Consider the following 18,490-nt stretch of genomic DNA (forward strand, 5'->3'; position numbering starts at 1 on the left):
GATCGCGCCGCGCGCTCGCTGAGCCAGGTCAACAACCGTTCGCACGGCGATGGCATCGCGCACGTGTCCGGCGGCATCCGCGTCAGGTTGCTTCGTCAACCAGTTCGGCATGAATCCGCTCGACATCGTCGCGTGTGCAAAGCGCCGTGCCGGGATGCTCGACCGAAGCAGCCGATGCCGCCAGCGCATAGCGGCACGCATCGTCGAAAGGCACGCCGCGCGCCATCGCCCACACCATGCCGCCGACGAAACTGTCACCGGCCCCCACCGTGCTGCATACCGTTGCCGGCCTGCCATGCAGGCGCAGGGTTCGATCTCGCGTGACGACCCATGCTCCGCGAGCACCGAGCGTCAACGCGACGATTTCGGCTTGCCCTTGCGCCACGAGTTCGCTCGCTTTCCGGCATGCCGACGCTTCGTCGAGCGGCTCGCCGGCCAGCGCGCTCAGTTCGCCGAGACTGGGCTTCACGAGATGGATGCCGGCCTCGAGCGCTGCCCGCAGCGCCGGGCCTGCCGCATCGACGACCACCCGGCTGCCGTTTGCTTTCGCGGTCCGCGCGAGCCTTGCATACAGGTCGTCCGGCGCGCCGGGCGGCAAGCTGCCGCTCAACACGAGATAGCGCGGCGCGGGTTGCATGGCCTCGATGCGGGCCGCGCAGCCCCGCCACTCGGCTTCCGTGATCGACGGTCCCGGCGTCAGGAAACGGTATTCGCGTCCTGTCGAGGTCTCGGTCACGCAAAAGTTTTCGCGTGTCTCGCCGGCGATCCGCAATCGCGCGGTCGGCAGACGTTCGGCTTCGAGCAGCAGCGTCAATACGTCACCGGTCGGCCCGCCTGCCAGGTACAGCGCGACGCAGTCGCCGCCGAGCCGGTGAATGGTTCGTGCGACGTTGATCCCGCCACCGCCCGGGTCGCGCCTCGGCCGCGCGCAGCGCAGCTTGTGCGTATCGACGATGTGCTCGACCGACGTCGCGACATCGACGGCAGGGTTCAATGTGACGGTAACGATATCGGTCATGGGGCTTGGTCGATAAAAGGCTCGATCCGCCGGCTTGCGCGACCGGCGCCGGCGTGACGATTGCCGGCAACCGACGCATGCCGGCCCTTGCGCCACCTTACGTTCCACCGCGGGTGCGGCGTTGACGGCGGTCAAGTAACGCCGCAAAGGCGCCGGATTGCGCTCGATCAACGACGCGTGCCGGCAGGCCCTTACAGTGAATCATTCGCCGTCGCGGAGCCTCGCCATGGACGAGCAGTCGCTTTGCACCACCGTGTTCGCCGAACGCTATGCGCAGCCCAGCGAAACGTCGCACGCGGCCGTATTCCGGCGCGTCGCCCATGCGCTGTCGCTCGCCGAGCCGGCGGAGCTTCGCATGCAGGCCGAGCGCGCGTTCTTTCTGAATCTGATGCGCGGGGCGATCGGCGCGGGCCGCATCCTGGCGAACGCTGGCGCGGCGACGGGCGGAACGATGGTCAACTGCTTCGTCCATCCACTCGAGGTTCCGGTCGATATGCCCGTGCAGGCCGTCGACGCAGCGCTCGAGCGCGCGCTCGACGAAGCACGGCGCACGCTGCTGATGGGGGGCGGAATCGGCTACGACTTCTCGCCGGTGCCTCCCGCGGACGCGTACCAGCAACGTCTCGCATCCGAACACGGCGCCTGCGCGGCGATCGACCGCTTCGATGCGATGTGCCGTGCGCTGCCGTTCACCGGCCCGCGCCGGGGCGCACAAATGGGTGTGCTGCGATGCGATCATCCGGACCTGGTCGCGTTCGTCATGGCCAAGCGCGGACGATCGCGCTGGCCGACGTTCAATCTGTCGGTCGGCATCACGGACGCGTTCATGGAGGCGGTCGCGTACGACCGGCCGTGGGCGCTCGTCCATCATGCGCCGCGCTATTGCGCGTCCGGCGCACCGTCCCGGCAGCCGGACGGGCGTTACCTTTACGCGACGGTTCCGGCCCGTACGCTGTGGCATGAGATCGTCAACGCCGCGCGCGACAGCGCCGAGCCCGGGCTGCTGTTCCTCGATACGATCCGCGATGCGAACCCGCTGCGCGAACACGAGCGAATCGACGCGACCAACCCGTGCGGCGAGCAGCCGCTGCCGTCCTATGGCAGCTGTGTGCTGGGGCCGATCGACCTGTCGCGCTTCGTTCACCACCCGTTCGGTGTCGACGGCAAGCCGCGCTTCGACTTCGCGACGCTCGCCGATGCGGTGCGTATCCAGGTACGCATGCTCGACAACGTGCTCGACCTCACCGCGTGGCCGCTCGCCGCGCATGAGCATGAGGCGCACCGGAAGCGGCGCATCGGTGTCGGCGTAACGGGGCTTGGCGATGCGCTGACGATGCTGCGGCTGCGCTATGACAGCGCCGAAGCGCGCGCGTTTGCGCGCGGCATCGTGCTGACGATGCGCGAGCATGCGTTTGCCGCATCGGCCGCGCTTGCCGCCGAGCGCGGTGCGTTTCCGGCCTACGATCCGGCCGCCTATCTGGCCGGCCCCGCGAACCGCATGCTCCTGCCGCTGAAGGTGCATCACGCGATCGCACGGCACGGGCTGCGCAACAGCCATTTGCTGTCGTTCGCGCCGGCCGGCAGCGTGAGTCTCGCGTTTTGCGACAACTGTTCGAACGGGATCGAACCGGCCACCGGCTGGATGCAGCGTCGCATGGTGCGCACCGCGGACGGACGCGTCCGTCCGTTTCGTGTCGAGAATCACGCTCACCGGCTGTTTCGCGAACTGCACGGCGACAATGCCCGGCTGCCTGACTATTTCGTCACCGCGGCCGATATCGCGCCGGCCGATCATGTCGCGATGCTCGCCGCGCTGCAGCCCTGCGTCGATGCCGGCATCTCGAAGACGGTGACGATGCGTGGCCAGTGTTCGCTTTCCCAGGTTGACGAACTGTTCTTTCTGGCGTGGCGCGAGCGGCTCAAGGGGATCACGGTGTTCCGGCCCGATCCGCAGCTCGCGTCGGTCGTCACCGACGACGCCGCGAAACAGCGCGATGGCGCTGTCTGTATCAACTGCTGAACGACACGATTGCCGGCCGGAAGCGTTCGGCAGTTCGGCACGAAGCGGGCAACCGCTCAGACGGAAGCGCCCGTTGCCGTCTCCGATTCTGCTTCCGCGGGTCGGCCCGGCTCGTCGGCATCGCCCAGCCCCGCAATGAGCGCCACCAGCATGTCGTGATCGATCGACTCGTGCAGCAACAGGCACTGGGCAATCCGTTCGAGCGCGTCGCGGTGCTCACCGAGCGTTGCCGCGACCCGCACGTGCGCATCCTCGAGCAGCGCGCGCACCTCTTCGTCGATCAGCTGCGCCGTGTGTTCGCTGCAACGGCCGTCGCCCGGCGTCCATGCGCCGGGCACCCGGCCCTGCGATGCAGCGTCGTCGAACGTCGACAGGCCGATCTTGTCGCTCATCCCGTACTGCATGACCATGTGCCGGGCGAGCGCGGTCGCCCGTTCGAGATCGTTCTGCGCGCCGGTCGACACATCGCCGAACGCGATTTCCTCGGCTACGCGACCGCCGAGCAATACGTCGAGCCGGTCGAGCAATTCGCTCTTGCGCAGCACGTAGCGATCCTCGGTCGGCACCTGCTGCGTATAGCCGAGTGCCGCGATGCCGCGCGGGATGATCGACACCTTCTTCACCGGATCGCAGTGCGCACGGCTTTGCGCGACGAGTGCATGACCCGACTCGTGGTACGCGATGGTGCGCTTCTCCTGCTCGTTCATCACGCGGCTCTTGCGCTCCATGCCCGTCATCGCGCGATCGATCGCCTCGTCGAAGTCGGCCATCCCGATCGCGGGTTTGCCGAGTTCGGCCGCATGCAGCGCGGCCTCGTTGACCACGTTCGCGAGATCGGCGCCGACAAATCCCGGCGTGCGCGATGCCAGCTCGGCCAGATCGACTTCGGGGGCAAGCTTCACGCGCTTCGTGTGCACGGCCAGAATCTGCTTGCGCCCGTTCAGGTCCGGCCGGTCGATGGCGATGTGCCGGTCGAAACGACCGGGGCGCAGCAGCGCGGGATCCAGGATCTCCGGCCGGTTGGTCGCGGCCATGATGATCACGCCGGAATTCGCCTGAAAGCCGTCCATCTCGACGAGCAACTGGTTCAGCGTCTGCTCGCGTTCGTCGTTGCCGGACATCAGGCCGACGCCGCGCGCCTTGCCGAGCGCATCGAGTTCGTCGATGAACACGATGCACGGCGCCTTTTGCTGCGCCTGTTGGAACAGATCGCGCACGCGCGCCGCGCCGACGCCGACGAACATCTCGACGAATGCCGAGCCGCTGATCGAGAAGAACGGCACCGCCGCCTCGCCGGCGACCGCGCGCGCGAGCAGCGTCTTGCCGGTGCCGGGCGCGCCGACGATCAGCACGCCCTTCGGAATCTTGCCGCCGAGCCGCTGATAGCGTTCGGGCTCGCGCAGGAACGCGACGATCTGCTGCAACTCGGCCTTCGCCTCGTCGATGCCCGCAATGTCGCTGAACGTGATGCCGGTTTCCTGCTGCACATAGACGCGGGCCTGGCTTTTTCCCATGCCGCTCAGGTCCCTTATCCCGCCCGGCCTGCGCATCATGACGTTCCACACCAGTACGAAGGCGATCACCGGAAACGCCCACATTGCAAGCGTTTCGATCCAGCTCGAATCCGGCATCCCGCGATAGCGGATGCCGGCGGCCGTCAGCGTGGCGACCAGGCGGTCGTCGGCTACCCGGTTCGTCGTGAAGCGCCACGGCGGTCCGGCTTTTTTCACGGCAATCGCGTCGGAGGCCGGCAGCATCGGAACGGCTTCGGGCACGCGCAGTGCGCCCGAGATCGACGACTGACCGATCTCCAGATCGTCGACGAGCCGCGCGTCGACCAGGCGGTGAAAGTCGCTGTACGAAATCGACGTCGTCGCCGGCTGACGCATCAGCAATTGAACCGCAATCAGTACGCCGAAGGCGATCGGGATCAGCAGCGCGGAATAGTCGAATGTTTTCTTCATGGCGTCGAGCCTGTACGACCGACCAGGGTCCGTTCATGCATCGTCGCGCGTCCATTTCGCTCGCAGCACGTCTTCGCTGTCGCGATAGTTGAGCGCGAGATCGCCGTGATGCGCGTGCAGCAACGCTTCGCCCAGACGCCGCACCATGTGCACGCCCGTTGTCCGAATGATGACCGCGTCTCCGGATTTCTCGATTTCCATGATGCGTTCGAGCGCATGTTCGCTCGTCTCCAGATCGGCCTGATGCTCGAGCAGTTCGAGGATCGCCGACCGGTGCGCGCGCAGGTAATCGCCGTGCAACACCAGTTCGCCCGCCGGTGCGTTTTCCCGCATGCGCTTGCAGGCCGGGCATTCGAGCTGCCGCCGGTCGAGCGGGGTCGCGTACCAGGTCCAGCGGCCCTCGTCGCAAACGGCGCCGCAGCCTTCGCAGATCCTGTCGCCCTTCGGGCGCTTCGGATCGCGATAACTGTCCTTCGTATGCGGCGGCATGCGCTGGTCGCGGCGCAGGTGGTTTCGACCGGGGCCGGAATTTGAACGGTTCATCGCTGTTTCTCCCTGAAGTAGGCAGTACAAGCAAGCCGGTCAGGCAACGGTGAGCCGGTCGACGACTTCGCGAACACCCCTGACCGCCCCTGCCGCGCCGCATGCGGCACGCCTTTCCGCCAGCGACGCGACCGTGCCCGTCAACGTGACGATGCCGTCGGCGGCGTCGATCGAAATCCCCGCGGATTCGCGCTGTGCGCGTCGCGCGAGCGCTTCGGCGATCCGCGCGCCGACGTCCGGCACCGTATGGTCGGCACGCACCCGGATGCGGTTCGCCACGCCGACGACGCCGATCATCCGGCTCACCATCGCTTCCGCCGCACGGCTCTGGAACGCGTGATCCACTTCGCCGTCGAGCGTCACGCAGCCGTGATCGACCTCGACGCGAATCTTGTGATCGCGCAACGCGTCCTGCCAGCCGAGCGCGAACGTGATCGCGATCGCCAGCTCCTGATCAGCGCAGGCGTTCTCCGGCGGCGCAACGTTCAGTTCGAGCACCAGCGCGCGCGCGTCCGCGACATGCAGCGCCGTTTTCTGCGCCTCGAGTTTCTGGGCCCAGCTGTCGACCGTGCCGCGCAATGTGACGATCCGGTCGCGGACGTCGACGTCGATCTGGCGCGCATCGATCGCCGGATTCCAGAAAAGCGCCTGCTCGACATCCTGCTTGAGTGCTGCATCGGACTTCATCGCGGTCTCCCGTCGGCCCGTGTCGATCGCGAGTCTTGCAATCGGATCCGTGCCGCACTGCATCCAGCATCGCGCATGGCAACGCCGGCAGCTTGACGAGGATCAATCAACGGCGGGCGGCGGGCGGGCGACGGCTGAATTTGTCCGTTGATATGGATCGGTGCGCCACCCGATCACGACACCGGATTCCACGAAAGCCGCGGCAACCGGAACGCTTCGCAAATTCCTCTGACGGAATCGGCGTTATCCGAGATGGCGCCCGGCACCGCCGCAGGCATTGAGCCAGGTCAACGGATTCACCGCCGTGCCGCTGTAGGAAACGTCCTACAGCGCTTCCGCGTCACCTACCTCATCTTCAATGCCGGCTGATTTCCTTGGCGCTGCGCGGCATCCATACTTCCCATCAAGAAAAACAAGCACGCGTGCCTCCCGGCGCAATGGCTGGATTACCGTCGAGACCGGCGCATCGGCCTCCCGGCCCGTCCGGTGGGGTTCTTCCTTCAGGAAGGCGGCAGACACCAAGGCCGCCGGTAATACAGCCAGCGCGATCCTGCCCGACAGCAATTCGCCGCTGCCCTACGAATTGGAGCCGATCATGGAGAGCAATGCCAATGTCTCGACGACCATGCCGTTACGCCCGTTCATCCCGCTGCGTCCGGTCGAGCCGGCGGACCAGCCGAAGCGCGCCACGTCCCGCTGTTCGTCATGCGCGTTGCGTACCGTCTGCATGCCGCCCGATCTTTCGCCTGACGACTTCGCGCGTCTCGACGCAATGATCTGCACGACGCGTCACGTCAGGCGCGGCGAAACGCTGTTTCGCGCGGGCGACGCGTTCAACAGCATCTATGCGGTGAGAACCGGTTCGTTCAAGACCATCGTGATGCATCGCGACGGCGACGAGCAGATCACCGGCTTCCAGATCGTCGGCGAATCGCTCGGGCTCGACGGCGTACACACGGGGCACCACAACGGCGACGCGATCGCGCTCGAGGACAGCACGGTCTGCATCATTCCGTTCGGCCAGCTCGAGCAGATGTGTCGCGAAGTACGGGCGATGCAGCATCACGTGTACCAGATGATGAGCGGCGAAATCGTCCGCGAATCCGCGCTGATGCTGCTGCTCGGCACGATGACCGCCGAGCAGCGCGTGGCCGCATTCCTGCTGAACCTTTCCACGCGCTTCAAGGCACGCGGCTACTCGGCCGCGGAATTCGTGCTGCGGATGACGCGCGACGAGATCGGAGAATATCTCGGGATGAAGCTCGAAACGGTCAGCCGCATGCTGTCGAAGTTCCAGCACAAGGGGCTCGTCGCGGCGCAAGGCAAGCAGATTCGCATCGTCGATTCGGACGGCCTCGGGCAAATCTGACCTTGCTGCGGGTGCGTCGCACGCAGGCTCCCGGGGCTCGCCGACCGCCGCACACTGGACATCCGACAGGCTCGCGCATGAGCGTTCCGGTTCGACCGACGGGCAAGGCTTTGTCGGACCTTGCCCGGATCGCGGGCCATGTAAAGCGCTATCGAGTCAGGTCGATCGGCTGCGTCGTGCCTGTGCCACCGACGGTCGCGCAACGGCACTCGAAGCATGCCGCTACCCGTCGAATGCGACACATCTTGCGAGACGACGCAGCCGCCGGAGACTCATTGGCCGTGCCCGCCCAGTTTCCGGATCACCGCCTCATACCCGATTTCCCCCGATTCGGTGTTGCATCCGTACGCATGGGCCAAGGCGCCGACCATGAGCGTTCCATTGACATGCGTAGCCTGATCGGAATTTTCGAAACTATCTTCCGAATCGAACGCGCGTAGCCGCAGCTGTTCATACTCATCTCGATTGCCGCAACCGAACGTCACGCGTCGGCACTGGCCACCGTCGTTCCAGCCCATGTAATACATCGCATCGCGCCGCTTGATACGATCACCGGGTTTCAGGGTGCGCTCGTAGACGCGCGCGATGGAATCGCTCGCTTCCTCCTCGCGGCACGTCATGTCGAGCCGATCGTAGAAGTCGTGCGCCTTCACGTGCGAGGTCAACTGCATGCGAACCTTCTTGTCGTGGCTGACGCCCTCGGTCATGCGCTGCACGGCCTCGTTCAGGATCTCTATTCCCAGCCCCTTTTTTCGCGCGTCCGGCGCCACGCACAGCACATGCAGCTCGACTTGGCTGGCGATGTCGGTCGCGTTCTTCCGTGATTCGTCCGTCCGGAAGGTCTCGTAAGCGAATACGCCGACCGGCTTCGCCTTGTCATACGGCGTCGCGCCGTTCGCGCCGGTATCCTTGCATAGGTATCTGGCCAGATCGGGTTGAGCCGGCCTCGATTTGACAAAGAGGTCGGCGCCAGCGCGTTGCTGCGTCTGCGGGTTGCGGTGGAGCGGGTAATAGTTGCCATACAGCCAGTAATCGTCTGCGTTGGCCCAGTACGGCTGGCACATCCTGTTGACGATCGCGTCGACGCCGCCCGTGCTTTCCTGACGATGCAGCTCCTTTCCCCACGTGGTGTTCAACTGTTTGCCCGTTTTCACGGCGACAGGCTGGCATTCGATTTCCGCCGATGCTTGCCGAGGCATGGCCGCGCTCGCCACCGTCACCGCCACCGCAATCAGCACGCCCTGCATCGATACGCGCATACCCCAGATTCGCGTCTTCATGATGTTGCCCTCCGTTGGTTGGTCTTTGCTCCATGCCGCACGCTCACAGGCACATCGCCTTCTTGGCGATCGCCCACCGGTGCATCCGATCTTCGAGTCCATTGACACCGCCGTTGATGCGTCTCGTCAGCAACACGAAATCGCCCGAGTCGGCGATCAGGTTGCAGCCGTGCCGTTCCCACCACCAGGCTGCCGAACGCGCGGCCAGCGGCTCCCGTTCGAGGAGTTCGGGCTGGCGCTCGAGATCGGCACCGAGTGCGTTGCCGCATTCGCGGTAATTCGCGCGCCCGGTGATCTGGATGAGCCCGCGTCCGAGGAAGCGCCTGCCATCGCCCGCGTGGACGTTGCCGAGTTCGGCGGCCTTGCGCGACGGCGGCTCATAGGCGCGCTGTGCAGTTGTCGGCCCCCACAGCTCGCGCGTGAGCGTGAAGCCGAGCGTCTCGTGGCCGGTCTGCGCGACGAAGGCCGCGACACGCCCGGGGGTCGAGATGCCGAACTCGACCATCGCGGCGGCAAGTGCCGGATACCAGCGTTGCGCGAGCACGGCGGATACGGCGGCGGCGGACTGGAATTCATCGGGTGTCATCGCGTTCTCCTTGCAAGGCATGGGCGAGCGAGGCCGCGCCGGACGCGCTCGACGGTGAGGAAACGGTCGAAGCAGTCAACGCGGCAGCGTCGTCCACCTGCGAGCGGGTCGGGCTGCGCGGCGAAGGCGGAACGTTGCGATGCGCGGCCGGCCCGGTTCGCTGCGCTTGCGCGTCGATCGCGGCGACGATCGCGCGCAGCGGCTCCGGCTTGACGCTGACTTCGCCTGCGAACGGACGGTCGACGGCAAGCACGAAAAAGAACGCGAGTCCGAGCGTGAGCGCCCAGCTCGCGACGAGCGCGATGTTGAAGCGCGTGCCCGGAAGGATGTAGAGGAGCAGAAACGACACGACACTCGCGAGCAGCACCACGCCCCACAGCGTGGCCGGCATCGCGACGTCGAGCGTCAGCAGGCGCTGTTCGCGATGCTTTGCCATCTCGTTGACGCGTGCGAGCACCTCGCCGAGCAGCACGCGCTGCCGCTCGCTGCGCGGCTCGATCCGGTTGGCCATGTCGAACAGGCGATCGAAGCGGGCCGCCGCCTGCGCATCCGCACTCGCGTGCTGCTGCATCGTCGGCCACTCGTAACGCACGACACCGTCGAGATAGGCGCGCAGCGCGCCCGAGGCGGCGTCGGCGACCGGATCGCCGAACGCGGCGAGATCGCGCGACAGCTCGCCGGCCGCGGTCGCTTCCGCGTCGACGGTGCGCTCCGCGCTGTTGTACGCGTCCCACACGCTGATCGCCGAAAACGCGACGAGCAACGAGTTGATCGTCGTGATGACCGACACCATCGTGATCGCCATCGCTCGCTGCTCGGGATGCAGGTCGACCGGCGCGATGCGGCGGAACAGCGCGTAGCCGGCCAGTGCGGCCGCGACGGTCGCGGTCACGATGAAGAGCCCCATCAGCCATGACGGCCAGTTGTAAAGAAAGAGCATGGTCATTCCCCGATTGCGTTTGCGCCGTCCTGACGGCCCGTGCGCGGCGCGTCTGCCGACAGCATCGCGCGTGTGAATTCGGCGAGCCGCTGCTTGACCGCATCGGCCGGCATCCCTGTTTCGAGCGATTGCTGAAGCCGCAGCAGATCCGCCGCGAGTTCGCTTTGCCATTGCACGCGCTCGGTCGCCGCATGGGCGCGATGCGCTTCGAAGGTCGCTTGCGCGGCGGCCGCGGTGTCGCCGCGCACGAGCGTCTCGAGCGTCTCGACGAGCCGGTGCAGCAGCCGATGCACGGCGGTCGCCGAGAAACCGCCGAGCATCGCAAGCGCCGGCTTGCCGAAGCTGCGCGTGCTTGCGCCGTCGTACAGGTGCGGCGGCAGCAGCTCGACGAGAATCAGGCCCGCGATCACGCCGAGAATCAGCCGCGCGCCGTACGACGCGTCGTACTTCGGGTCGTATGTCGAATTCGCGACGTAGCGATGAGCCTGGAACAGCGTGGCGAACGACGCGCCGAGCCCGGCGCAGAACATCAGGAACAGCGCATTCCACAGCAGCCGGGTGCCGTGCGAATCGAGAAACCCCTGATCGATGTTCGCGACCGACACTTCCGGCGACAGCGACGTCGCAATCACCGCGACCAGAAATGTCGCGGCGGAGAGCGTCAGCGCGCGGATCAGCGGTACCGGGCCGAGCCACGCGAAGCGCGAGCGGACGCGCAGTTCGCCGTCGAGCAGCGTGACCGCCTGCGGCGTCGCCGGCGCGATCGCGACCGCGAGCCGGCGATGAATCGCGGCAAGCGCATACGATGCGCCGTGCACGGACGACGCATCGTCCGCCGCGGATTCAGCCGCGGCGCGCGACGCCGCGACCATCAGCATCGACAACTGCGCGATCAGATCGGGCGCCACCGCGATGCCGTGCTGCAATGCGTAGCGCGCCATCGCATTGCATTCGATTTGCAACTGCCCGATCAGATCGCGCCTCGATGCGGCCGTGTTCGCACCGTCCGCTTCGGGCGGTGGGTCCGCCGTTGTCCGGGACCATGAACGTTGCGTGCGCATGACGGTTCTCCACGAGGTCGGCGGGCAATGCGCGCTACAGCCGCACTTCGTCGCCGCAATTGCCGCCCGGCGACACGACCAGCATCCCGCCCTTGTCGCGATACACGAATACGTCGGACCAGTCGCGCAGCCGGTAGCGCACTTCCGCGAGCCGTCCGTCGGGCGTGCACAGGAACTGGACCGCCTTGTCCGCGCCGAGGAAGAAATCGTGCAGTTGCGCGTTCTTCAGCTCGTCGAGCCGCACCACCTTGTTGTCGTGCTCGTTCAGGTAGCGGCCGAGATTCGTGAGACCGACCGCACGCGCCATCGCGGCAAGCTCGGCGGCGTAGCCGGCGGGCGCGTAGCCCGTGCAGCTCCCGTAACTGTTCCAGTGCTGCTGGAATGCATCGGCGCTCGCGGGCGCGATATACGGCGCGGCATCGTCGGGCAGCGTGTCGGCCGGAACCGCCGCCGTGTCGCAATCGCGCCGAGGCGTATACAGGCCGATCGCCGTGATCCGGATCGGTGTGCCGTCGGCGGCCTGGCGCGCGGACGGCGGCTGGCCGGACGTGCATGTCTGCGCGCCGTCGCGGCCGACGCACGAGCCGAGCTTCCAGGACAGCGACAGCGTCCAGTCCTGCGCGTGTGCGCCGGCGCAGGTCAGAATCAGGCTGGCGGCGCAGGCCGCCCGGGTGATGCGCAACAGGGTCGACATGTCGAATTTCTCCTTGTGTGTGGCGACGTGCGCCGGCCGACGGAATCGGCCGACGGAATCGGCCGGCGGTCGGCGGTCGGCCGGCGCGGTTCGCGCGCGGTCAGCGGGCCGCCTGCTGCAACAACTGGCGAAGGTTCTGGATGCGCGGCAGGCCGGCGCCGAAGCGATTCGCGACGTCGTACTGCACGATCGGCGTGCAGATCATCCGGATCAGCTGAAACAGCGCGGCGACGCGCTCCGGCCGGCGCGGCCCGAGATGGCTGGCGATCTGCGGATCGCTCAACAGCAGCGCCGCGAGCCCCGTGATGTGCGGCGCCGCCATCGACGTGCCGGATTCGGCATTGAACGCCGACCCGGGCACGGTCGATACGACGCCGACGCCCGGCCCGCACACGCCGATTTGCGGACCGTGGCACGAGAACGTCGGCGCGAAGAGGCCGTCGGGCGTCGCGGCCTGCGCGATGATCTGCGTTTGCTCCCACGTGTTGCCGGGCAGCTCGCGCTGCAGCCCCAGCGCCGACACCGCGAGCACGTAGGGCGACGAGGCCGGGTACTGGACCGGGCCGCCCGAATTGCCGGCCGCGACGATGCATGCGACGCCGGATTGCACGGCTTCCATCAGCTTCTGCTCGACGGCGAGCGACGCCTGCGGCGCGCCAAGGCTCAGGTTCACGACGTCGATGTCGTGATCGATGCAATAGTCGAGCGCCTGGATCAGCGTACTGAACTGGCCGCCGGGAAAGATCTTCAGCACATGGATCTCTGCGTCGGGCACGAAACCGCGCATCGCCATCTGCGCGTCGGCGGCCTGCGGACTGATTCGCGCTGCGATCACGCCCGCGCAATGCGATCCGTGGCCGATCACGTCGTCCTTCCAGGTATCGGGGTTCTGGTCGTTGGTCAGATCGGCGCCGCGCAGGATATGGTTCAACAGCGGATGCGACGCGTCCGCCCCCGAATCCACGATCGCGACGCGAACGCCGCGCCCCGTCGCCGTGGCGGGAAGCTCGTCGAGGCCCATCAGGCGCTGCCCCCACCCGAGCGGCGCACGCGGCGGCACGTTCGGGTTCGGCTGGGACAACGGCGTGAGCCGCACCACGTTCGCCTGATCGCTCGACAGCAGCGGCGCCGGCAAATAGACATTCCAGTACGTGTGGGGCGGTCGCACCGCCAGCGACTGGAGCGGACCGGGCGCCATCTGCGCGACGGTCAGCGTCGTTTCGCCTCGCGCGTCGGTGGTGCCGCTCACCGGGAAGCCGTCGCCCGCGAGCGTCACCGGAACGCCGGGCTCCGGCTGGTCGTTCGCTCCCAGCACGCGGATCGTCACCGGGCGCAAGATCACCGACGCGATGGCCGCCTGCGGACGAAGCTCGGCGCCGGACTCCTGTTGCGGCTTTTTCCCATAGCCGAGCGGATGATCCTCCTCGACGATCATTTCCGGCGGCGCCGTCGCCTGCAGCACTTGCGCGTTCGCGGGATCCATCTTGACGACATACGTGTCGGTCGCTTCGTCCGGCCTCGCCGACATCATCTGCGCGTTCTTGTGGCTGTTGATCACGCGCACGACCTCGACGCCGGGGAGCCGGCCGACCGCATTGTCGAGGTCGTGAGCCGACATCGGCGTCACGGCCGCCTGACGTGCGAGCACGCCGCGCCGAGGCGCGATCAGGTACTGGCGCTTGCCGCTCGTCACGTGGACCGCTTCGTCGGCCGAATCGGGCGGCGTGACGTCCGGTGCGGCAGCCGCGCTGTCCGTCGGCATGGCTGCCGCCTTCGCGGCGGCGGGCTTCTTGTCCTTGTCCATCGCAATCTCCTTCGCGGCGCGGCAATCGCGACGCGTCGCGGGCTTAGTCGGTCGAAAGTAACGGGCGCGCATGCCGACGCGATCGGATCGTTGCGCGACGGGCGTCCGTCGGGTGCGCCACCGCGCGGTCACGCACGGTGGCGCAGGTCTTCAGGTGCAGCGGTCAGTGGAATGCCGGCTGGACAGGCATGACGGAGAACGGCAGAAAGCCGCCGAGTTGTCCGGCGACGGTGCCGACGGTCGGTGCGACCGACTTCAGGATGTCGCCGAACACGCCTTGCGGGGCGAACGCTGCTTGGGGCTGGGCCGAGAACGGCAGCAGGCCGCCCAACTGTCCGGCGAACGAACCGACGGTGGGTGCGACCGACTTCAGGATGTCGCCGAACACGCCTTGCGGGGCGAACGCTGCCTGCGGTTGCGCGGCAAACGGCAGCAGGCTGCCAAGTTGGCCGAGCAACTCGCCGATCATCGGCGCGGCAGTGCCGACGATGGCGCCACCCACGCCCTGCGGCGCGAACGCTGCCTGCGGCTGGGCCGAGAACGGCAGCAGGCCGCCGAGCTGTCCGGCGACGGTGCCGACGGTCGGCGCGACCGATTTCAGGATGTCGCCGAACACGCCCTGCGGCGCGAACGCTGCCTGCGGCTGAGCCGAAAACGGCAGCAGGCCGCCGAGCCGGCCGAGCAGTTCGCCAATCACCGGCGCGGCAGTGCCGACGATGGCGCCACCCACGCCCTGCGGCGCGAACGCTGCCTGCGGCTGGGCCGAAAACGGCAGCAGGCCGCCGAGTTGTCCGGCGACAGTGCCGACGGTCGGCGCGACCGATTTCAGGATGTCGCCGAACACCCCTTGCGGTGCGAATGCTGCTTGGGGCTGCGCAGCAAACGGCAGCAGGCCGCCGAGTCGGCCGAGCAGCTCACCGATCACCGGTGCGGCGGTGCCGACGATGGCCCCGCCCACGCCTTGCGGCGCGAACGCTGCCTGCGGTTGCACCGCGAACGGCAGCAGGCCGCCGAACTGTCCGGCGACGGTGCCGACGGTCGGCGCGACCGATTTCAGGATGTCGCCGAACACCCCTTGCGGGGCGAACGCAGCCTGCGGTTGAGCGGCAAACGGCAGCAGGCCGCCGAGTCGGCCGAGCAGCTCGCCGATCATCGGCGCCGCGGTGCCGACGATGGCCCCGCCCACGCCCTGCGGCGCGAACGCACCTTGCGCCACGGTCGACGCGTAAGCCGGAATGTGTCCCGTGACCGTGTGCGGTACCCCCGGCAATGCATGGTGTACATGAGTCATTTTCAAGTCCTGGATCAAGAGGAAAGAGTCGGCGCACAAGCCGCAAGTGGTGCGTCGTGCGCGCCGTTCACATGCCGGCCGGCGATGCTTCCATCGACTCAGGACGCGTGCGTCGAAGCAAACATCGGAGGAATCGGCAGGTCAATTCTGCGAGGCGGGTCCTGCCGGCTCCATTCGGCAAATGCGGTATGCGTCGTTGTCATTGCGAGCCGGACGGCGGAACGAAAAATGGCTCGGTGAGCCAGCCGGAAAGCACGGCCGTATGGAGCAGCGCGCAGATATTGGTAGAAGCCGTCTTCCCGAGAAGATGCGAGCGATGCTTGCGGGCGGTCTGGTCACTGATGCCCAGCGCACGGGCGACCTGCTTGTCGCTCATGCCCTCTGCGAGCAGTTTCAGTACCTCGCGTTCGCGCGGCGAGAACGGGTCGGCACGACGCGGGGCGTCGTTTTTTTGAGTGCGTCAGGAAAAAGAATGAAATAGCGAATGGTCAGCTGCGCGGATTTCCGGAAGCCGAATTTGTTGAGCAGATTTTCGCGATGCTTGCGTGCGGTTGATACGGAAAAGACCAGTTCGGCCGCGATTTCACGGTCGGTCAGGCCTTTCGCAACCAGACCCAACACGACCATCTCGCGTGTGGTGAGTTTCAAGATGGATTCCCCGTTGACCCTTGAAAGGGCATCCCCTTTTTGTCACGGGAGCGGCGGTCTCCTTTGAATTTTCATGACAACCTCACCGGCGACCGGACTTCTCCCCTTACACACGCGACATGCAAAGGTGGATGCGCTTGAGACTGCAGTGATATTTCCGGTCGACCATTTATGAAACGAATTTGCCGCGAGTATTCATGTCGCCGCGGCGGTCGCAGCAACACTGCTCGCATTATTTGAATTCGGGCGATCGGAACGATGCATCATACGCCCGCCATTCGGCTTCGCATGATGATTGATATTACTGATTGAATTGACTCAGCCGGCGTGCATTAAACATTCTGAATTCACGGATGAATTTTTATTTTTGTTTACAATTTGCGGAATTCAACAAGAACGAGAAATTCTCTGCTCTTCAATTACAAGACGTCGAAATCGAATTCGACGATTGAAAGCAACCTGGTTGAGGATTTGCGCTGGGCGTCTTCGTCTTTCCGAGCCGGTCGTTTTTCGTTCGCAGGCGCCCGCGCCCGCCATGGGGGCGCCTGGACGGCCGTGTCCCGGCTTCGTCGAGTAACGCGGAGAACGGGAGAAACGGGAGAAATTGAGTCGGTGCCTGCGAGCCACCCGGAAGCCGACGCATCCACGATCAACTTCCCGGCAGAGGTGAAATCGGGCGGTCGGCTCGCGATTGCATGCAACGTCGACGCTGCATGGAGCGCCTCCTGGCAAACCGAGCTGTTACGCGCCTCGCTTGAGACGATCGCAACAGATTGAGGTGAACTGACGTGCAACTGACGACCGCCCGAGAAACTCGCTATTCCGCGGGCAACTGGATTTGATTGTCGTCGCCAGGTTCGGATGTCCGCTTTTCTACCCATCGCAAACCGCCGGCAATCCAGCGCCGGAGGCTGCGATGGCTGCGACGGAACGGATCACCATGACAATTCGACAGGCACCCTGGAAACACAGTTTTGTCTCGCAGATTTCCCCACGGAAATCTCAATCGCCACAGCCGACACGCAGTTGCCGGCTACGTCACCACACCCACCTGCCAAGGCACGAACTCGTTCTGCCCATAACCGTGCAACTCGCTTTTCGAATGCCCGCCCGATGCGCAATCGAGCATGCTCCTGAAAATGTCGTCGCCCAGCCGGGCGACCGTCGTCGTGCCGTCGATCACACCGCCGCAATTGATGTCGATGTCCTCTTCCTGACGCTCCCACAACGCCGTGTTCGTCGCAAGCTTCAGCGACGGCGCCGGCGCGCAGCCGTAGGCGGATCCGCGCCCGGTCGTGAAGCAGATCAGGTTCGCGCCCGACGCGACCTGCCCCGTCGCGGACATCGGATCGTAGCCGGGTGAATCCATGAAGACCAGGCCATGCGTATCGATTCGCTGCGCGTACTCGAACACGTCGACGAGGTTCGTGGTGCCCGCTTTCGCGATCGCGCCCAGCGATTTCTCGAGGATCGTCGTGAGTCCGCCCGCCTTGTTGCCGGCCGACGGATTATTGTCCAGCGCGGCGCCGTTGCGCGCGCAATAGCCTTCCCACCACGCGATTCGCGCGAGCAGCTTCTCGCCGACCTCGCGACTGACGGCGCGCCGGGTAAGCAGATGCTCGGCGCCGTAGACTTCCGGCGTCTCGGAGAGTATCGCGGTGCCGCCCTGGCGTACCAGGCGGTCGACCGCCGCACCCAGCGCGGGATTCGCGGAGATGCCCGAGTATCCGTCGGAGCCGCCGCACTGCAGCCCCACCACGAGATGCGATGCCGGCACCGCGACACGCGCCGTGCGGTTCGCTTCCGCGAGCATGTCCGTGACCATCGCGATGCCGCGCTCGATCGTCTTGCGCGTGCCGCCGCTTTCCTGAATCGTGAAATGCTGCAAGCATGCGGCATCCGCGTGCCCGCCTTCGCGAAGCACATCGCCGATCTGGTTGGTCTCGCACCCCAGGCCGATGAACAGCACCGAATGGAAGTTCGGATGCGCGGCGTAGCCGGCCAGCGTTCGGCGAAGAATCGCGATCCCGTCGCCGCGCGAGTCGATTCCGCAGCCGAGCCCGTGCGTGAGCGCGATCACCCCGTCGATGTTCGGATAATCGGCCAGTGCCTGCGGGCGCACATCGCGCCGGAAATGGTCGGCGATCGCGCGGGCTACCGTCGCGGAACAATTCACACTCGTCAGTATGCCGATGTAATTGCGCGTCGCGATCCGTCCGTCGGCTCGGCGAATGCCCATGAAAGTCGCCGGCGTATCGTCGAACAGCGTCGGACTCGCAGCCACGCCGAATTCATGCTCGCGCGCGAACTCGGCCATGCCGAGATTGTGCACGTGTACGTGCTGGCCGCGCGCGATCGCTTCGCGCGCGACGCCGATGATCTGGTTGTAGCGCCTGATCGGCTCGCCTTTCGCGATGTCGCGCGTCGCGATCTTGTGACCGGGCGGAATCAGGCCGGCGACGACGAGCGCCTCGGATGCGATCCGGGCGCCGGATACGAACTGGCGCGTCGCGATCACGACATCGTCGTTCGGATGCAGTCGGATCGCGACCTGTTCGGTGGCGGAGGTAGTCATGATGATGATC

Annotated in this window: 16 protein-coding genes; 2 read left to right on the forward strand and 14 right to left on the reverse strand. The window is 66.2% G+C overall.

Translation table 11 applies throughout. The annotated features are described in order from the left end of the window. Positions 1-82: 82 nt before the first annotated feature. Positions 83-1,018, reverse strand: a complete 936-nt coding sequence (locus GD429_RS21630) for a 1-phosphofructokinase family hexose kinase (RefSeq protein ID WP_152859733.1) — start codon at positions 1,016-1,018, stop codon at positions 83-85. 226 nt (positions 1,019-1,244) lie between these two features. On the opposite strand from GD429_RS21630, the gene GD429_RS21635 reads away from it, so the two are divergent. Beyond that, the gene (locus GD429_RS21635; RefSeq protein ID WP_152859735.1) at positions 1,245-3,038 is read left to right on the forward strand and encodes an adenosylcobalamin-dependent ribonucleoside-diphosphate reductase; all 1,794 of its coding nucleotides are present in this window, start codon (positions 1,245-1,247) and stop codon (positions 3,036-3,038) included. Positions 3,039-3,094: 56 nt separating this feature from the next. Here GD429_RS21635 and ftsH read toward each other — a convergent pair whose 3' ends face one another. From ftsH to GD429_RS21650, 3 genes are read right to left on the reverse strand one after another with little or no spacing between them, the layout of a single operon-like run. After that, positions 3,095-5,002, reverse strand: coding sequence for an ATP-dependent zinc metalloprotease FtsH (ftsH, locus tag GD429_RS21640; protein WP_152859737.1), 1,908 nt, complete (start codon positions 5,000-5,002; stop codon positions 3,095-3,097). A 33-nt stretch (positions 5,003-5,035) separates the two neighbouring features. Further along, positions 5,036-5,545 (reverse strand): BCAM0308 family protein, encoded by a 510-nt coding sequence (locus GD429_RS21645; RefSeq protein ID WP_152859739.1) that lies wholly within the window; start codon positions 5,543-5,545, stop codon positions 5,036-5,038. Between the two features lie 39 nt (positions 5,546-5,584). Next, a complete protein-coding gene (locus GD429_RS21650) occupies positions 5,585-6,232 on the reverse strand; it encodes a BON domain-containing protein (protein WP_152859741.1) in 648 nt (215 codons plus the stop codon). Positions 6,233-6,827: 595 nt separating this feature from the next. Between GD429_RS21650 and fnr the strand changes: the two genes are divergently transcribed. Then, a complete protein-coding gene (fnr, locus tag GD429_RS21655; RefSeq protein ID WP_152859743.1) occupies positions 6,828-7,601 on the forward strand; it encodes a fumarate/nitrate reduction transcriptional regulator Fnr in 774 nt (257 codons plus the stop codon). Positions 7,602-7,873: 272 nt separating this feature from the next. On the opposite strand, the gene GD429_RS21660 is transcribed toward fnr, so the two are convergent. From GD429_RS21660 to GD429_RS21705, 10 genes are all read right to left on the reverse strand, one after another. Further along, a complete protein-coding gene (locus GD429_RS21660; protein WP_193727160.1) occupies positions 7,874-8,881 on the reverse strand; it encodes a GNAT family N-acetyltransferase in 1,008 nt (335 codons plus the stop codon). Between the two features lie 43 nt (positions 8,882-8,924). After that, positions 8,925-9,467: a glycoside hydrolase family 19 protein gene (locus tag GD429_RS21665; protein ID WP_152859747.1), complete on the reverse strand. Its 543-nt coding sequence runs from the start codon at positions 9,465-9,467 to the stop codon at positions 8,925-8,927. After that, entirely contained in the window at positions 9,454-10,413 is a 960-nt protein-coding gene (locus GD429_RS21670; RefSeq protein WP_227791707.1) for a DUF4239 domain-containing protein, read from the reverse strand. The genes GD429_RS21665 and GD429_RS21670 overlap by 14 nt, the downstream gene beginning before the upstream one ends. Further along, positions 10,410-11,468, reverse strand: coding sequence for a hypothetical protein (locus tag GD429_RS21675; protein ID WP_227791708.1), 1,059 nt, complete (start codon positions 11,466-11,468; stop codon positions 10,410-10,412). Before GD429_RS21675 ends, GD429_RS21670 begins: the two co-directional genes overlap by 4 nt. Positions 11,469-11,502: 34 nt before the next feature. Continuing rightward, entirely contained in the window at positions 11,503-12,162 is a 660-nt protein-coding gene (locus tag GD429_RS21680; protein ID WP_152859749.1) for a hypothetical protein, read from the reverse strand. Between the two features lie 100 nt (positions 12,163-12,262). Next, the gene (locus tag GD429_RS21685) at positions 12,263-13,966 is read right to left on the reverse strand and encodes a S8 family serine peptidase (protein ID WP_152859751.1); all 1,704 of its coding nucleotides are present in this window, start codon (positions 13,964-13,966) and stop codon (positions 12,263-12,265) included. 163 nt (positions 13,967-14,129) lie between these two features. Further along, positions 14,130-15,257, reverse strand: coding sequence for a hypothetical protein (locus tag GD429_RS40560; protein WP_193727161.1), 1,128 nt, complete (start codon positions 15,255-15,257; stop codon positions 14,130-14,132). Between the two features lie 199 nt (positions 15,258-15,456). Next, a complete protein-coding gene (locus GD429_RS21695; protein WP_175918017.1) occupies positions 15,457-15,633 on the reverse strand; it encodes a hypothetical protein in 177 nt (58 codons plus the stop codon). Between the two features lie 17 nt (positions 15,634-15,650). Beyond that, on the reverse strand, positions 15,651-15,905 hold the full coding sequence (locus tag GD429_RS21700; protein WP_227791709.1) for a response regulator transcription factor: 255 nt from the start codon (positions 15,903-15,905) through the stop codon (positions 15,651-15,653). 1,033 nt (positions 15,906-16,938) lie between these two features. After that, entirely contained in the window at positions 16,939-18,480 is a 1,542-nt protein-coding gene (locus GD429_RS21705) for a UxaA family hydrolase (protein WP_152859755.1), read from the reverse strand. Positions 18,481-18,490: the final 10 nt, after the last annotated feature.

This window comes from Burkholderia sp. BE17 (genome assembly GCF_009362305.1).
In the GTDB taxonomy this organism is placed as follows: Bacteria; Pseudomonadota; Gammaproteobacteria; order Burkholderiales; family Burkholderiaceae; genus Burkholderia; species Burkholderia pyrrocinia_C.

Bases quoted from the DNA above. Each gene is read 5' to 3' on its own strand.
- GD429_RS21630 (WP_152859733.1), bottom strand. From the start codon at position 1,018: ATGACCGATATCGTTACCGTCACATTGAACCCTGCCGTCGATGTCGCG.
- GD429_RS21635 (WP_152859735.1), top strand. From the start codon at position 1,245: ATGGACGAGCAGTCGCTTTGCACCACCGTGTTCGCCGAACGCTATGCG.
- ftsH (WP_152859737.1), bottom strand. From the start codon at position 5,002: ATGAAGAAAACATTCGACTATTCCGCGCTGCTGATCCCGATCGCCTTC.
- GD429_RS21645 (WP_152859739.1), bottom strand. From the start codon at position 5,545: ATGAACCGTTCAAATTCCGGCCCCGGTCGAAACCACCTGCGCCGCGAC.
- GD429_RS21650 (WP_152859741.1), bottom strand. From the start codon at position 6,232: ATGAAGTCCGATGCAGCACTCAAGCAGGATGTCGAGCAGGCGCTTTTC.
- fnr (WP_152859743.1), top strand. From the start codon at position 6,828: ATGGAGAGCAATGCCAATGTCTCGACGACCATGCCGTTACGCCCGTTC.
- GD429_RS21660 (WP_193727160.1), bottom strand. From the start codon at position 8,881: ATGAAGACGCGAATCTGGGGTATGCGCGTATCGATGCAGGGCGTGCTG.
- GD429_RS21665 (WP_152859747.1), bottom strand. From the start codon at position 9,467: ATGACACCCGATGAATTCCAGTCCGCCGCCGCCGTATCCGCCGTGCTC.
- GD429_RS21670 (WP_227791707.1), bottom strand. From the start codon at position 10,413: ATGACCATGCTCTTTCTTTACAACTGGCCGTCATGGCTGATGGGGCTC.
- GD429_RS21675 (WP_227791708.1), bottom strand. From the start codon at position 11,468: ATGCGCACGCAACGTTCATGGTCCCGGACAACGGCGGACCCACCGCCC.
- GD429_RS21680 (WP_152859749.1), bottom strand. From the start codon at position 12,162: ATGTCGACCCTGTTGCGCATCACCCGGGCGGCCTGCGCCGCCAGCCTG.
- GD429_RS21685 (WP_152859751.1), bottom strand. From the start codon at position 13,966: ATGGACAAGGACAAGAAGCCCGCCGCCGCGAAGGCGGCAGCCATGCCG.
- GD429_RS40560 (WP_193727161.1), bottom strand. From the start codon at position 15,257: ATGACTCATGTACACCATGCATTGCCGGGGGTACCGCACACGGTCACG.
- GD429_RS21695 (WP_175918017.1), bottom strand. From the start codon at position 15,633: ATGAGCGACAAGCAGGTCGCCCGTGCGCTGGGCATCAGTGACCAGACC.
- GD429_RS21705 (WP_152859755.1), bottom strand. From the start codon at position 18,480: ATGACTACCTCCGCCACCGAACAGGTCGCGATCCGACTGCATCCGAAC.